Annotated in this window: 11 protein-coding genes; 9 read left to right on the forward strand and 2 right to left on the reverse strand. The window is 67.7% G+C overall.

What is annotated here, in order from left to right; translation table 11 throughout:
- Positions 1-100: 100 nt before the first annotated feature.
- From tssF to ACE3T8_RS07505, 8 genes are all read left to right on the forward strand, one after another.
- The gene (tssF, locus tag ACE3T8_RS07470; RefSeq protein WP_374608116.1) at positions 101-1,936 is read left to right on the forward strand and encodes a type VI secretion system baseplate subunit TssF; all 1,836 of its coding nucleotides are present in this window, start codon (positions 101-103) and stop codon (positions 1,934-1,936) included.
- Positions 1,933-3,030, forward strand: a complete 1,098-nt coding sequence (tssG, locus tag ACE3T8_RS07475; RefSeq protein WP_374608118.1) for a type VI secretion system baseplate subunit TssG — start codon at positions 1,933-1,935, stop codon at positions 3,028-3,030. Before tssF ends, tssG begins: the two co-directional genes overlap by 4 nt.
- A complete protein-coding gene (gene tssH / locus ACE3T8_RS07480; RefSeq protein ID WP_374608119.1) occupies positions 3,021-5,681 on the forward strand; it encodes a type VI secretion system ATPase TssH in 2,661 nt (886 codons plus the stop codon). The genes tssG and tssH overlap by 10 nt, the downstream gene beginning before the upstream one ends.
- Positions 5,682-5,844: 163 nt before the next feature.
- Positions 5,845-8,001, forward strand: coding sequence for a type VI secretion system Vgr family protein (locus ACE3T8_RS07485; protein ID WP_374608121.1), 2,157 nt, complete (start codon positions 5,845-5,847; stop codon positions 7,999-8,001).
- 124 nt (positions 8,002-8,125) lie between these two features.
- Positions 8,126-8,695: a DUF4123 domain-containing protein gene (locus ACE3T8_RS07490; RefSeq protein ID WP_374608122.1), complete on the forward strand. Its 570-nt coding sequence runs from the start codon at positions 8,126-8,128 to the stop codon at positions 8,693-8,695.
- A gap of 11 nt (positions 8,696-8,706) precedes the next feature.
- Positions 8,707-9,063 carry a hypothetical protein gene (locus ACE3T8_RS07495; RefSeq protein WP_374351532.1) on the forward strand — a complete coding sequence of 119 codons (357 nt, stop codon included), beginning with the start codon at positions 8,707-8,709 and terminating at the stop codon, positions 9,061-9,063.
- A gap of 1 nt (position 9,064) precedes the next feature.
- Positions 9,065-10,621, forward strand: a complete 1,557-nt coding sequence (locus ACE3T8_RS07500; protein ID WP_374608125.1) for a hypothetical protein — start codon at positions 9,065-9,067, stop codon at positions 10,619-10,621.
- An 80-nt stretch (positions 10,622-10,701) separates the two neighbouring features.
- Positions 10,702-11,103, forward strand: coding sequence for a hypothetical protein (locus ACE3T8_RS07505; RefSeq protein ID WP_374351528.1), 402 nt, complete (start codon positions 10,702-10,704; stop codon positions 11,101-11,103).
- 89 nt (positions 11,104-11,192) lie between these two features.
- Here ACE3T8_RS07505 and ACE3T8_RS07510 read toward each other — a convergent pair whose 3' ends face one another.
- Positions 11,193-11,579, reverse strand: a complete 387-nt coding sequence (locus tag ACE3T8_RS07510; protein ID WP_374608127.1) for a DUF4280 domain-containing protein — start codon at positions 11,577-11,579, stop codon at positions 11,193-11,195.
- Positions 11,580-11,603: 24 nt separating this feature from the next.
- Positions 11,604-12,170 (reverse strand): OmpA family protein, encoded by a 567-nt coding sequence (locus tag ACE3T8_RS07515; protein ID WP_374608128.1) that lies wholly within the window; start codon positions 12,168-12,170, stop codon positions 11,604-11,606.
- Positions 12,171-12,387: 217 nt separating this feature from the next.
- Between ACE3T8_RS07515 and ACE3T8_RS07520 the strand changes: the two genes are divergently transcribed.
- Positions 12,388-13,749, forward strand: coding sequence for an ATP-binding protein (locus ACE3T8_RS07520; protein WP_374608130.1), 1,362 nt, complete (start codon positions 12,388-12,390; stop codon positions 13,747-13,749).
- Positions 13,750-13,770: the final 21 nt, after the last annotated feature.

Consider the following 13,770-nt stretch of genomic DNA (forward strand, 5'->3'; position numbering starts at 1 on the left):
TACACCTTCCGGCGAATGGCTGCCCCGGCGGTGGCTATCTAGCCTGTATGGGCCATCGGTCGCGCATGACGCGCGCTCCGACCCATGCCGCGGGATCGCCATGCTCGACGAGCTGCTGCCGTATTACGAGAACGAACTCACCTACCTGCGGCGGTTGTCGAAGGAGTTCGCCTCCAAGTACCCGAAGATCGCCTCGCGCCTGCAGATGGAGGGCGAGGTCTGCGAAGACCCGCACGTGGAGCGGCTGATCGAGTCGTTCTCGTTCCTGACCGCGCGCATCCACAAGAAACTCGACGACGAATTCCCGCAGATCACCGAGGCGATGCTCTCGGTGCTCTACCCGCACTTCCTGCGGCCGGTGCCGTCGATGTCGGTCGCGCAACTGCAGCTCGCACCCGGTGCCGAAATCAGCACGATGCAGGAACTGCCGCGGCACAGCCAGCTGCTGACCCGCCCGGTGCAGGGCCTGCCGATCCGCTATCGCACCGGCTACCCGGTCGAGGTCTGGCCGATCCGCATCGCCGACGCGCGCCTGGAAGCGGCCGAGCGCTCCGCCTTCGCCGTGACCCGCACCGATACCGTCGCCACCCTGCGCCTGCGCATCGAACCGACCGCGCAACTGCCGCTGTCGAAGCTGCCGATCCAGCGCCTGCGCCTGTACCTGGACGGCGAGAGCCCGCTCGTCCACGCACTGCACGAACTGCTGCTCAACGCCACCGCCAGCATCACCCTGCGCGCGCCCGACGACGCCCCGCAGGTGCCGCCGCTGCGCCTGCCGGCATCGGCCCTGAAGCCGGTCGGCTTCGAGGAAGAAGACGCGCTGCTTGATTACGACCCGCGTTCGTTCCTGGGCTATCGCCTGATCCAGGAATACTTCGTGCTGCCGGAGAAATTCCTGTTCATCGACGTGACCGGCCTGGACCTGTCGCGCTTCGATGGCGCGATGGAGATCGCCATCGAACTCGGTGCCTTCGGCCGTCCGGAGCGCTTGCAGCGGCTGGAGCAGACCGTCACCGCGGACACCTTCCGGTTGTTCTGCACGCCGATCGTCAACCTGTTCAAGCAGCAGGGCGAACCGATCCGGCTGTCGCAGGAACGCCACGAATACCAGGTGGTCCCCGACGTGCGCCGCCCGCTGGGGCTGGAGGTGTACTCGGTGGACTGGGTGCGCAAGTTCAGCCGCACGCCCACCGGCAACGACTCGGTGGAGTTCTACCCCGCCTACTCGGTGCAGCACGGCCTGCACGACGACGGCAGTGGCCACTACTGGTACCTGCAACGGCGACCGTCGCTGCTGCCGAACGACGACGGCTCCGACGTGATGCTGAGCCTGGTCGACCGCGAGATGAACCCGCGCACGCCCGCGGTGGAGACGCTCTCGGTCAGCCTGACCTGCACCAACCGCGACCTGCCTTCGGCGTTGCCGTTCGGTGGCGAGGAAAGCCTGCTGCAACTGGAACAGGGTGGCGTGATCGCCAGTGCGCGCCTGCTGAAGAAACCCAGTGCGACCTGGCGCGCGCCGATGCGCCAGGCCAACCAGTGGCGGCTGATCTCGCATCTGTCGCTCAACCACCTGTCGATCGTCGATGGCGGCCGCGAGGCGCTGCTGGAAATCCTCAGCCTCTACAACTTCGCGGACTCCAGCACCCTGCGCAAGCAGATCGCCGGGATCACCCGCGTGGGTGGCAAGCCGTCCACGACCCGCGTTGGCCAGGCGCCGCGCCAGGCCTTCGTGCGTGGCACCGAGATCGAGCTGGAATTCGACGAGAACCAGTACGTTGGCTCCGGCGTGTACCTCATGGCCTGCGTGCTCGATCGCTTCTTCGGCCTGTACTGCACGGCGAATTCCTACACACGCCTCAGCGTGCGCACCCAGCAGCGCGAGGAATGGATGGTCCGCTTCGAGCCCCGCAGCGGGAGCCTGCCACTGGTATGAGCAGCGAGAACGCAGTCCCGCCGCCAGCGCATCGCGAGCACGTGGCCGGCATCGACCCGATGCAGCCGGCGCTGGAGCGGCTGCACGCGGAGCCGGGCCGCTTCGGCTTCTTCCAGGCGGTCCGCCTGCTGTATTCGGCGAACGGTTTCGATGGGCGCGGCACCGGCGCGCGTCCCGGTCCGTTGCGCTTCACCACCCCCGCGTCGCTGGCGTTCCCGCCATCCGAACTGCATTCGATCGAAACCGGCGACAGCAATACCCGCGTGTGCGTGAACTTCATGGGCCTGACCGGCCCGTCCGGCGTGCTGCCGCGCACCTACACGGAACTGCTGATCGCGCGGAAGACCCATCGCGATCGCAGCGCGCAGGAATTCCTCGACGTCTTCAACCACAGGCTGGTCTCGCTGTTCTGGCTGGCCTGGGCGAAGCACCGCCCGGAGATCGGCCGCCAGTTCGGCTTCCAGAATTCGGTGCTGCGCTACCTGGAATACGTGGTCGGCCTGGGCACGCCGGCACTGCAGGCGCGCCTGCATCCGAACAAGCGCGTCGCCCAGAAGACGCGCGAACTGCCCGGCGCCGCGCTGGTGTATTTCTCGGGCCTGGTCGCGCAACGCCCGCATGGCGAACGCGCAATCGCGCAGGTGGTGTCGGCCGTCGTCGGCGCGCCAGTGCAGGCCGCGGGCTGCCTGGGGACCTGGCAGACGATTTCCGATGACGCGCGCACCCGGCTGGGCCGCGATGCGCATCGCCTGGGCCACGGTTGCGTGCTCGGCACGCGCTACTGGGATCGGCAGACCACCCTGCGACTCACCATCGGCCCGCTCGACCGCGCGCGCTTCAACACCCTGCTTCCGCGGGGTCCGAAGCTGGGCGATGTCATCGAACTCACCCGCTTCCTGACCGGGCTGGCGATCGACCTGCGCGTGCGGCTGTCGCTGCGCGCGGACCAGGTGCCGCCGCTGCGGCTGGGCGCGCGCGACCAAGACCGCCCGCAACTGGGCTGGAACACCTGGCTGGGCGGTCGTCGCGACCCCCGGCCGGCAAACGACTGCGAATTCCACTTTTCCGCAATGGGAGGCCAATCATGGCGCTGAATCTTCGGTCGCTGATCGCGCGACTCAACACCACCTGCCGGGGCGCGATGGAAGGCGCCGCCGGCCTCTGCATGTCGCGCGGCCACTACGAAGTCGAGGTGGAGCACCTGCTGGTCAAGTTGCTGGAAGTCGAGAACAGCGACATCCATCGCATCCTGCGCCAGTTCGAGATCGCCCCGGAAGCGCTGGAACGCGAGCTCGGCAAGTCGCTGGACGGTTTCAAGACCGGCAACCAGCGCACGCCCGCGCTGTCCGCGATGATCCCCAAGCTGTTCGAATCCGGCTGGGGCTGGGCCTCGATCGAATTCGGCGAGGCCAAGGTGCGCAGCGGCCACCTGCTGGTCGCCTTGCTCGCCGACAATGAGTTACGCCGGCTGGTCAGCGTGAGTGCGCGTTCGCTGGAGAAGATCAACCTCGAGACCCTGACCAAGAACTTCCACGCGCTGACCGAAGCCTCCAGCGAAGCCCGCGACGCGCGTGCGCTGGGCGATGCCGGCGGCGCGATCGGTGGCGATGCCGGCACGCCCGGCAGCGCGCCGGCCGGCGGCAAGCCCAGCCGCACGCCGAACCTGGACCAGTACTGCATCAACCTGACCCAGCGCGCACGCGAAGGCAAGCTGGATCCGGTGCTGGGCCGCGACTCCGAAATCCGCCTGATGGTCGACGTGCTCACGCGGCGTCGGCAGAACAACCCGATCCTCACCGGCGAAGCCGGTGTCGGCAAGACCGCGGTGGTGGAAGGCCTCGCCCTGCGCATCGCCCAGGACGACGTGCCGCCGCAGCTGCGCGGCGTCGAACTGATGTCGCTGGACCTGGGCCTGCTGCAGGCCGGCGCCTCGGTGAAGGGCGAATTCGAGAATCGCCTGAAGGGCGTGATCGAGGAGGTCAAGTCCAGCCCGAAGCCGATCATCATGTTCATCGACGAGGCGCACACCCTGATCGGCGCCGGTGGCGCGGCCGGCCAGAACGACGCCGCCAACCTGCTCAAGCCGGCGCTGGCGCGCGGCGAGATGCGCACGATCGCGGCGACCACGTGGTCCGAGTACAAGAAATACTTCGAGAAGGATCCCGCCCTCACCCGCCGCTTCCAGGTGGTCAAGGTCGATGAGCCGGACGACGACAAGGCGGTGTCGATGCTGCGCGGCGTGGGCCAGGCAATGGCCGCACACCACAAGGTGCGCATCCTCGACGAAGCCATCACCGAGGCGGTCAAGCTGAGTTCGCGCTTCATCCCCGGCCGCCAGCTGCCGGACAAAGCGGTGAGCGTGCTCGATACCGCCTGCGCCAAGATCGCGATCGGCCAGAACGCCACGCCGGCCCGGCTCGAAGACGCACGCCGGCGGCTGGACGTGCTCGCCACCGAACGCGCGCAACTCGACAAGGAAACCGCCGGCGGCGCGGAGCACGGCAAGCGCCTCGGCGAGATCGCCGAGGAAACCGCCAGGGTCAGCGAAACACTGGCCGCGGACGAAGCGCGCTTCGCCCAGGAAAAGGAACTGGTCACGAAGATCCATGCAGAGCTCGACAAGGTCGAGGCCTTGGCCGCCGACGATCCCGCGCGTGTCGATGCGGTGGCGACGCTCAATGGCCTGCGCGCCGAACTGAAGGCACTGCAGGGCTTCGAGCCGATGATCCTGCCGGTGGTGGATTCCAGTGCGGTGGCGCAGATCATCGCCGGCTGGACCGGCATTCCGGTGGGCCGCATGGTCGCCGACGACATCCAGGCCGTGCTGAAGCTCAAGGACTCGCTGGAAGAACGCGTGATCGGCCAGAGCCATGCGCTCGAGGCCATCGCCCAGCGCGTGCGCACCTCGCGCGCCAACCTGGAAGACCCGGACAAGCCGAAGGGCGTGTTCCTGCTGGTCGGCACCTCGGGCGTGGGCAAGACCGAAACCGCGATCGCCCTGGCCGACGCGCTGTATGGCGGCGAGCGCAGCATGATCACCATCGCCATGTCCGAGTACCAGGAGGCGCACACCGTCTCCAGCCTCAAGGGTTCGCCCCCGGGCTACGTGGGTTACGGCGAGGGTGGCGTGCTGACCGAGGCGGTGCGTCGCCGGCCGTATTCGGTGGTGTTGCTGGACGAAATCGAGAAGGCGCATCCGGACGTGCTGGAACTGTTCTTCCAGGTCTTCGACAAGGGCCGCATGGAGGATGGCGAAGGCCGCGAGATCGACTTCCGCAACACCCTGATCATCCTCACGTCCAATGCCGGCACCGACCTGGTCATGCAGGCCTGCAACGAGTCCGAGGAGCTGCCCACGGTGGCCTACCTCAACGACCTGCTGAAACCCGAACTCAACCGCACCTTCAAGCCGGCATTCCTCGGCCGCACCGCGGTGATCCCGTACTACCCGTTACGCGACGAGAACCTGCGCAAGATCGTGCGCCTGAAGCTCAACAAGATCGGCAAGCGGATCAAGGCCAACCATGGCGCCGCGTTCGAGTACGACGAGGCCGTGGTCGATGCCATCGCCCAGCGCTGCACCGAGGTCGATTCCGGCGCCCGCAACATCGACAACATCCTGACCGGGACCGTGCTGCCGGAAGTGTCCGGCCACGTGCTCGAGCGGATGGCAGCCGGCGGCGGCATCAACGCCATCCGCATCGGCGCGGGCGAGGACGGCAACTTCACCTACGCGGTGGACTGAGCCCCACCGCACCACCTGCCTGCGCCGCCAGGGACGGCAGCGTGGGTTCTACCCCCTTCGCGCTATGCCGTGACCCGCGACATCGGCCACGCATAGCACTTCGGACGAATGTCGCGCAGGCGCGACAGCGCCGACGATAGCGACACGCCACAGGCATCGACTCATGCCCCTCAGTCTTTCCACCAGCAACCGGATGTACTTCCTCACCCTGCAGGAATACGGGGAAGACGACCTGTTGATCGAGGAAATGTCCGGGCACGAAGCGGTCTCCGAACTGTTCGAGTTCCGCCTGCGCCTGCTGTCCGAACACGACGACATCGACCCGCGCAAGATCATCGGCAAGTGGGCGATCCTGCGCATCGAGACCTGGGACAGCCGGCACATGGCCGGCGAGCGCCACTGGAACGGGTATGTCTCGCGCTTCGCGCAGACCGGCCGCGCGCCGTCCGCCGATGGCGAGGGCGACCTCTACACCTACGAATGCGACATCGTCCCGTGGTTCTGGATGCTGACCCAGCACGAGGACTGCCGGATCTTCCAGAACCTGTCGGTGCCGGACATAGTCGAGACGATCTTCGGCGAATTCGCGTTCAGCGACTACAAGCTGGAACTCACCGAAACCCATCCGCAGCTCGAGTACTGCACCCAGTACAACGAGACCACGTTCGATTTCATCTCGCGGCTGATCGAGCGCGAAGGCATCCATTACTACTTCCGCCACAACGACGAAGGCGGCGAGTCGAAGCACATCCTGGTCTTCACCGACAACAAGGACAGCAATCCCGCGCTGGATCCGGACGAACTGCCGTTCCACCACGACGGCCACGCGGAGGACTTCGACGCCATCCGCAGCCTGTCGCGCAACGAGCAGATGCGCACGCGCAAGGTCACCCTGCACGACTGGGACTACAAGAAGCGCGGCTCGGTGGGCGAGAACACGCCGACCGTGCTCGACATCGGCAGCGACCACGAGCTGGAGCGCTACCGCTACCCGGGTGGCTTCGTCGCCCAGAGCGGCGCGGCCGATGCGAGTGCCGGCAAGCACCTGTCCAAGGTGATCATGGAGGCCGAGGAATCCAGCCACCTGCGCTTCCGCGGCGACAGCCAGATCCGCACGCTGGCGCCGGGCCACACCTTCACCCTGTACGACCACCCGTTCGACGCATTCAACGTCGAGTACCTGCTGCTGTCGGTCTGGCACCACGGCCGCAACAACCTCACCGCCAGCGGCGGGGGCGGCGACTACGGCAACGAATTCACCCTGCAGCCGCACGACACCGTCTATCGCGCACCGCTGGCGACGCGCAAGGGCCAGGTGCGCGGCCCGCAGACCGCGATCGTGGTCGGCCCACCGGGCGAGGAGATCTACACAGACGATCTCGGCCGGATCAAGGTGCGCTTCCCGTGGGATCGCAAGGTGCCCGGCCGCAGCACCGACATGCCGGACGACAAGGCCACGTGCTGGATCCGCGTCGCCCAGATGTGGGCCGGCAACGGTTACGGCACGATGTTCATCCCGCGTGTCGGGATGGAAGTCGTGGTCGACTTCCTCGAGGGCGACCCGGACAAGCCGATCGCCGTGGGCTGCGTCTACAACGGCATCAACAAACCGCCTTACGCGCTGCCCGGCGAAGCGACCAAGTCTACGATCAAGACGCTGTCGTCCAAGGGTGGCGGAGGAACCAACGAACTGCGCTTCGAGGACAAGAAGGGCAGCGAAGAGCTGTTCATTCAGGCGCAGAAAGATTTCAACGTCAACGTGAAGGCGTCGAAGCACGAGGGCATCGGCGGCAACTCAGACCTCAAGATCGGCGGATACGGTCGAACCTACATCAAGGGCGAGCACGACCTGCGGGTCGATGCCGATTCGAGCACGTTCGTGGTCGGTGATTTCCTTCAGGGCACCAAGGCGGACCTGCAACTGCATGCAGAGCAGGAAGTCCGCGTGGTCGGGAACAACCAGGTCTGCGTCTCCAGCCCGGTATCGGTCGACATCTTCGGTGGCAAGACGGTGATCGAGGCGGATACTTTCATCAGCCTCAAGGTGGGTTCGAACGGCATCGTGATCGACCCAAGCGGTGTCAGCGTCATCGGCACGATGATCAGGCTGAATTCGGGTGGTTCGCCCAGTGGTGCGAAGAAAGTAAGTCCCTCGAATACCGATATCGCCCAAGGTGCCCATTCCACGAAGGACGGCAAGGTCACCGACCCCGTCCAGCAGTTGCAGGCGCAGGCCTTGCGCAATGCCGCGCTTGCGGGCCAGCCGTTCTGCGCCGAATGCGAAGCCGCCCGCGCCGCGCGGGAGGCCCTCCGGTCATGACCTGTTTCCGCACCGGCCTGCGTAAACCTTGTGGCACGGGGATGGCGCACGTCCATCGCCCGCGCCAGGGCCTTCGACGCAACCCGCCTGCCGCCAACGGCCGCCGACGTCGTCGGTCTTGCCGATGAACGCTTGGAGACAGGACCAGGTGATCCCGCAAGGCCAGTACGAGTCGCTGCACAGGATGGTCTTCGGGCAACCCGCGCGTGCGGTGTATGCGGTCATGGACGGGGCCATGATCGACGACCTCCCCGCCCGGCTGGCGCAGGTCGCACCCGATGCCGCCTGCCTGTTCGAGGGCGCGCTGGATCCGATGCTGAGCGCCGCCGCGCCGTGGCTGGTCAAGCTGGACCCGGACAGCGCTGCCGCGCAGATGGCCTTGCGCGAGGGCTGGAATGGCCACTGGGGCATCGTCCTGGTCACAGATGCCGGGCTCGACCTGCGCAGCGTGCGTGCGCACCTGCGCCGGGTCCTGCGGGTACGCGCACCGGACGGCAGCAGCATGCTGTTCCGCTTCTACGACCCGCGCGCCTTCCGCACTGTCATCCCGGCCCTGGATGCACCCGCGCGCAAGGAATTCTTCGGCCCGATCCATGGCGTCTACGCCGAAAGCCGCAGCCCCGACAGCGTGCTGTTCTTCGCCCGCGACGGCCGGGCCGAGCCACAGGCGCTGCCGTTGTCCACGGCGGCTTGAAGGAGTCAACGGTGCTGGCAGTCAAGCGCAAACAGATGGCGGCGATCGGCGAGGTACAGCTGCGCAACAACCTGGCCGACTTCCTCAACCAGCACCTGGGGGGAAAAGCGCCATTGCAGTTGGACCAGTTGGATGCGCAGCTCGACGCGGTCATCGCGCATTGCCGCAAGGCCGGCCTGAAGAGCCAGCGGGCGGTGGCGGCATACGCGCTGGCCTGCTCGCTGTTCGGCAACGACCGCGTCGCCGGCGACCCGTCCATTGTTGGGATCCTCGCTGATCGCAGCAGCGCGCAGATCGACCGTGCCCTGCTGATCGAGATGTGGACGGCAACCGCCTATAGCGACTATCGCCGGACACAGGGAGGCTGACATGTTCGGAGGACCCACCCAAGGCCTGTCGAGCATCGGCCCCGCCGCCGGCCAAGCCGTGCAGCAGGGACAGCAGGCCGCGACCCAGGCGGCGGCTCAGGCCGGCGCCGCCGCGCAGGGCGCGATTGCCGAAGCGCAGACCGCAGTCTCCAATGCCACCGCCGCGGCCGCCGGCGCGGCCAATGGCGCGGTCGCGCAAGCGCAGCAGGCTGCACAACAGGCCGCCGCGCAAGCCGGCGCCGCAGCGCAGGGCGCACTGAACCAGGCCAACCAGGCCATGGATGCAGCGCGGGCCGCCGCCAATGACATGGCCCAGAACGCGCTGGCGCAAGCCAACCAGGCGCTGAGCGATGCCAGCCAGCAGGCCGGTGCTGCCGCGCAAAATGCGCTGGCGCAGGCGCAAGCGGCTGTGAACGATGCGAAGAACCAAGCCAAGGCGATCGCGGAAGGCGCGTTGAGTGCCGCTTCGCAAGCCCTCGACAGCGCAATGCAGTCCGCCGAGCAGGCCGCGCAGGACGCCATCGACAACGCGATGGGCATGGTCGACAACGCCATGGGCCTGATCGAGGACGGGGTCGGCGATGCGCTGGATGCCGCCAACGCCGCCATCGACCAGGCCCAGGACATGCTGCGCAATGCGGCCACGGATGCCCTTCAACAGGTGCGCAGTGCGGTGCTGGACAACGCCCGCGACGCCCTCGGCCAGGTCGCCGCCGCGCTGGATGCACTGCCGACCAGCTTCCCGAACCTGCCAATGGACTTCCCGGCCTCGGACTGTCCTTACGTGCGTGCGCTGCAGGATGAGCTCGCGCGCCGCGCCGCCCAGGCCCGCAATGCCCTGGGCAGCGCCACCGGCGCACTCAACGACATTGCCGGGCCACTGCTGTACCAGGCCAACAACGCCTTGGATCAGGCCGACGCCCTTGCCGACCAGGCGCTCGGGGCAATGGACGACGCGATGGCCGCGCTGGACGAGGCACAGGCCACGGCAAACGCCGCAGCGCAAGAGGCGCTTGCCGCGGCCAAGGACGCCGTACAGCAGGCGCAGCAGGCGGTTCGCGACCAGGCGGCCGCGGCGATCGCGCAAATCAAGGATGCGGTCAACGGCATGAAGCAGCAGGCGCAGGACGCCGCGCAAGGCGCCATCGACCAAGCCATGGCAGCTGTGGATTCAGTGCAGCAGCAAGCCGGAGACGCCGCGCAGGAGGCCATTTCCAGTGCACAGGGCGCGGCCGCGCAGGCACAACAGCAAGTCACCCAAGCCGCGCAGCAAGGGCTTGCTCAGGCCAACCAGGGAGCACAGGCAGCACAGCAGGCCCTGAGCGGTGCCGCGCAGGGCGCCCTGAACAATGCACAGAACGCCGCGCAAGGCGCTGCGGCACAGGCAGGCGAAGCCGCGCAAGGCGCCATTGCCAATGCACAGGCTTCGATTGGTCAAGCCTCTGCTGCAGTCGGACAAGCCGCTCAGGGGGCCGTCGGCGCCGCGCAATCCGCGGCCACCGGCGCGGCTGGTGCGATGGGCAATGCCGCGAATTCGCTGGGCAACCTGTTCGGATGAGCAGGAACGGGACAGGTACCCTGCTCAACGGGAAAGGGCACGGCATCCTGCGCCAACCGCCTCCCCGCGTCAGCCAAACCTTGACCGACAGTTGCTGGGCCGCGGTGCTGGAAAGCTGGTCGAAGATCGATTCGCGCATCGCGGCGCAGGCGCAGGCCACCCTGATCCAGACCTACGGCGAGGGCCCGAGCGGCGGCATTACCCCGACCACCAAGATCCCGGCGTTGTGCAGGGCATTCGGCCTGGAGTACCGGGTGTTCGTCGGCCAGGAACTGCAGCATTACCTGCAGGAACACCTGCCGCATTCGCATGTCTTCTGCGCCTACAAACGCGAAAGCTTTGCCCACGCCGTCCTGATCTACCGGCTGAGCGGCCCGTCCCAGAACCATGTGTCCTACATGGACCCGGATGGCGGCTACCACCGCTGGCACACTACCGACTGGTTCGCCGCGAACGGCCCCATGGTGGTGATGCGCAAATAAGCTGCGGGTGCATCCAGGGATGAAAAAGCCGGCCAATGGCCGGCTTTTTCGCACGCTCGGAATGACGACTCGTCAGGAGCGGTTCGATATCACGGGATCATTTCCGTGACCTGGCCGGGACTGGTCACCGTGATCACCCCTCCCCACGTGCACTGGCAGGTGCAGGTGTTGTCCAGCGCAGGAATGAAACCCAGCAATACCGTCGGCGCACCCGGCTTCCAGGGCGTGGTCACCGGGATGCAGGGCATCGGCGTCAACACCCCCGATGCGGCAGCCGTGGCGGAAGCCACGGTAGGATTGCTGGGCGTGGTGCACATGCCGAACGGCATGATGTTCTTCATGGGCACGAAGTCCATGATGTTCGCGGCGGGCTGGTTACCCGACAGCACCCGATTCTCGGGCGTCACCACGAAGGTGGATGGCGCCACCCCGAAGGGGCACGTCAGGATGGCGCCGTTGACGACCTGGATCGGCATGCCAGCGCCCTCCTTCCTGCTGCCTCAGCCGCCGGTGGCCTGGATCTCGACGCGACGGTTGCTGGCGGCATCCGGATCGCTGCTGTCGAGCAACTGGCTTTCGCCCTTGCCGACCGCGCGCAGGCGCGACGAGGCGACGCCGTTGTCCATCAGGTAGCGGCGCACCGCTGCGGCGCGACGATCGGACAGCGCCTTGTTGTAGGCCGCCGAACCGCTGGCGTCGGTGTGGCCGATCACGGTGAACTTGCGGCCTTCCAGCTGCGGCGATGCGAGCGCCTTGGCCAGGGTGGCCATGGTCTTCTCGGAACTGCCGGCGATCTCGGCCGAGTTGTACTCGAAGTTGATCTGCATGTTGATCGACGCCGGCTTGGCCGGGGCGGCCGGAGCGGGCGCCGGCGCGGTTGCCATCGAAGCGGCGCCCGGGCGCAACGCACGGGTCTGGCCTTGGGCCGGTGCCGGCGTGTCCGCCTTCAGGCTGTCGATGATCGAATCCACCGACGGCGCGCTCTGCGGATCCTGTGCGAACGCGTTGCCGCACGCAGCCAAGACGGCGATCGCAACGGCGGTGCGGAGATACTTGGTCATGCTCATCGTCCCATCCTCGTAACGTGGTGGCCTTGCGGCCGGAATGCATTGGAGGCACGGGCCGGTGCCCGTCCTTTCCCGGAAGTCTGCACCGCGCGCGGCAACGATTCGATACCCCGTTCGGCCTAGTTCCGGCGTGTGCGGCCCGCGTCCCGGCTAGCCCCGATGGGATATCGCCGCCGCCCGGGCCACTGCCTACCCTGAACGGAAATCCGGGGGCTCCATGGAAGCGATGCGGCAACTGCTGCTGGCATCGGGCATCGCCGTCTGCGGCGGGCTGGCGGGCGCGCTTGCGTCCTGGTTCCTGGCATCGCGACGCACGAGGCGGGAAGCCGCGCGCCTGGCATCGCTGGTGGATGCAGAACCGACTGCGCTCCATGAAACCGGGTTGAGCGAGCTCGCCCCGCTGCTCGAGGCCTGGCGCCAGCGACAGGACGCGCTGCAGGCCGGCGGCGAAGCCCACGCCGCGCAGTATCGGCGCCTGTCCGCCGAGATGGTCGGGCTGATGCAGCAGGCGGATGGCGCGCAACGCGCGAAGGAACGCTTCCTGGCCGCCAGCAACCACGACCTTCGGCAACCGCTGCAGGCAATGGACCTGGCCCTTGCCCGCCTGCGCCGCGACGCGCCTCCCGCGCAGTTGCCGGACATCGACGGCCTGCAGGACGGCATCCGCACGATGGCCGACATCCTCGACGGCCTGCTCCTGCTCTCCCAGCTCGAAGCCGACAGCCTGCAGGCGCAACCTGCGACCTGCGAGCTGCAGGGCCTGTTCGCGGAACTGCTGGCGGCCCACCACGAGCGGGCGCGACTGGCCGGCGTCAGCCTGCACGCGAACGCGCAGGCGCTGGCGGTCACCACCGATCCCGGGTTGCTGGCCGGCCTGCTCGGCCGGTTGCTGGACAACGCGATCAACGCCACCCCGGCCGGCGGTCGCGTGCTGCTGGCCGCGCGCGTGCGCGGCGAGCGCGTCCGCATCGAAGTGCGCGACAGCGGCATCGGCATCGCGCCGGTGCACCAGCCGCGGGTCTTCGACGAATTCTTCCAGGTCGGCAACCCCGAACGCGACCATCGCAAGGGCTTCGGCCTGGGCCTGGCCATCGTGTCCCGGCTGGCCACGCTGCTTGGCGGCCGGGTCGAACTGCGCTCGCGCCTGCATGGCGGCAGTTGTTTCCTGCTCGACCTGCCGCGTGCGACCTCGGGCAAGCGCATGCCGCAGGCATTGCTGCTGTCGGACGTGCCGGCCGATGCCGAGGTCCTGCCGGCGATGCTGCAGGCCTGGGGCTATGCCGCGGTGTTCGCCGCGGGCCCGCGCCTGGCGCAACCCGCACAGGGCGGGAAGGACGGCATCGATGCGGTGATCTGCGCCATCGATGAGGTCGATGATCCGGCATGGGCCGCACTGGATGCGATCGCCCGGCAACATCCGCGCGCCATCCGCATCGTGCTGTCGGCGACCGCGAGCAGCGAGATCTTCGAACGTGCCGGACGGACGCATGCACGCGTGCTGTTGCGCCCGCTGGCACCCGCCAAATTGCGTGCCCTGCTGGCCCAGCGCGGCGTGACCGCGCTCGCCGGCGCCGCCTGATCGGCGACGCCGGCAGTCGCG

Source organism: Thermomonas sp., from assembly GCF_041919455.1.
Taxonomy (GTDB): domain Bacteria; phylum Pseudomonadota; class Gammaproteobacteria; order Xanthomonadales; family Xanthomonadaceae; genus Thermomonas.